1 pseudogene is annotated in these 276 nt (G+C 59.8%); it reads left to right on the top strand.

From position 1 onward, the window contains the following. A pseudogene (locus AF337_RS18875) lies at positions 1-276 on the top strand (glycosyl transferase); the annotation flags it as partial.

Here is a 276-nt window from a genome sequence, read left to right as displayed (position 1 = left end):
CATCTTGTTGTCCACGGTGAGGGACTGAAGCGGCTGGCCGTCGATCGATATTCAAAATCGCCGGACTGTGTCCATGTCCTGTCGCATCCCTCGATCCTTCGCTATGCAGAGCTCGCCCGGCGACAGAAGATGGCGCCGCGCGAAGCGGATGGAACTATACGCGTCCTGCTCTTCGGACGGATTTTTGCCTACAAAGGCCTGGAACATCTGGTCCGGGCCGAGGCGATGCTCAAGGACGTACTTCCCAACCTGCGCATCACGGTCGCAGGACGTGGC

Origin of the sequence: Rhizobium ecuadorense, assembly GCF_001187535.1 — a bacterium.
In the GTDB taxonomy this organism is placed as follows: Bacteria; Pseudomonadota; Alphaproteobacteria; order Rhizobiales; family Rhizobiaceae; genus Rhizobium; species Rhizobium ecuadorense.
Note: the sequence above shows the minus strand (reverse complement) of the source record. Positions and strands in the feature narration are given on the sequence as shown.